The 1,673-nt window shown below is 55.5% G+C and carries 1 pseudogene; it reads left to right on the top strand.

Annotated elements, in window-relative coordinates:
• Positions 1 to 70: 70 nt before the first annotated feature.
• A pseudogene (locus ACV22Z_RS35615) lies at positions 71 to 1,673 on the top strand (hypothetical protein); the annotation flags it as partial.

The raw sequence follows: 1,673 nt of genomic DNA, 5'->3' as shown, positions 1-1,673 counted from the left end.
CGGAAACTGGACGGTTCAGACGCGGGTGGTCAACGACGGCGGGATGCTCGGACCGGTCAAGAGGTACGACGTGGAACTCGACGTGGCGTCGCCGAACGCGCCGTCATCGGCGACCCGTTCGGGCAACGTGATTGACGTGTCGTTTGCCGGAGCGGGTGCGACGGCTGGCGACATGATCAACGTGACGATCGGCGATCACAGGATTACCTACACGCTGACCGGAGCCGACGTGGCGTCCGGGCGCGCGAAGGTGACCATTCCGGCGAGTATTGTCGCGACGATGGACGAGCATGCGGGCTATGGCGTGGCGCTGGTCGATCGCAGCGGGAACGTATCCGATTATCTGTTGACGCGCTTCGAGGAAGTCGTGTCGAGCAGTCCGGGGAGCGCAGGCATTGATTACAAGGTGGTGGATTTCAATAATGAAGCCCCGCGGGATCTGGTCGCGAATGGCATTCCGACCGATTTCGGCCTTTTCTCGTTGTCGATTACCGCGAGAACAGCGGGACAAGGAGTTTTATTCGGCGGTGGAAATGTGATTGGAGGCGGATTTAAACCGGATGCTGGTGAGACCGGTCTGTTGATTGAGGTGGCTAGAGCGAGGTTCTTTCTAAAAGATGGGGTGCATGCGCAATCTTTGACCCTCGATATCGGTTTGTCGCCGCCATCGGTTGCAGGGAGACCGTATGCGATAGATTTTTATGACGACAAGGGGGCGTTGGTATATCGCGAGGTTTTCAGGACGGGCGGTATTAATGATTTGCCTCAAAGTTTCGCGATCTGTTCGTATCAATTTGTGATGCCTGATGGCGTGGAGTTTTCATCCTTTGGCTTCAGCGCGGGTGTCATTGAAAATGGCAAGTGGTTTTACTCTCCATACAATGCGTTCGGTTTGGCATGGATCGATAATATTGGGTTTGCAGGGGGGGCATTCGGTCCGATAGCACCAGTCGCGACGGTGGACTTCAGCAACGAAGCCCCGCGGGATCTGGTCGCGAATGGCATTCCGACCGATTTCGGCCTTTTCTCGTTGTCGGTCACCTCGAACAGGCCAGGACAAGGGATTCGCGTCGCTGGTGGAAATACGATCGGAGGCGGCCTTAAACCGGATGCTGGTGAGACCGGGCTGTTAATCGATACGAATTACGTGGGGTTCTATCTCAATAACGGGGCGCATGCGCGATCCCTGACAATCGATGTCGGTGGGTCTGATGAGAAGCAACATTTCGTCATCGATTTTTTTGATGATGCGGGGAAGCTTGTTTATAGCGAGCATTTAACTCTTGGTGATTTAAAGGCTCCAGGGATTGGGATTCATTCTTATCATACCGTGCTGCCTAATAACGGTGAGTTTGCATCCTTTCGCTTCAAATCTTCAGCCGTATCGGCCCTGACGTGGATCGATAACGTTGGTTTTGGTGGTGGCAGTTTTGCCCATTCGAACTGGACATCGACTACGGAACTCGTTCCGCCAGCCGATGTTCAGCATGTTCTCGAAACTGCAGACGCCGCCTATTACGGATCCGCGCACGGCACCGAATTCCAGCTCGATCACGTGTCGTATTTCGCTGGCGCGCATGCGGGCCTCCACGGTGGAGCGGGCATCGACACGCTGAAGCTTGGCGGGGCGAACGAACTGCTGGATCTGTCGAGGCTGCTCAATGTCGGCGGCA

The organism is Burkholderia sp. PU8-34, from assembly GCF_053427725.1.
Note: the sequence above shows the minus strand (reverse complement) of the source record. Positions and strands in the feature narration are given on the sequence as shown.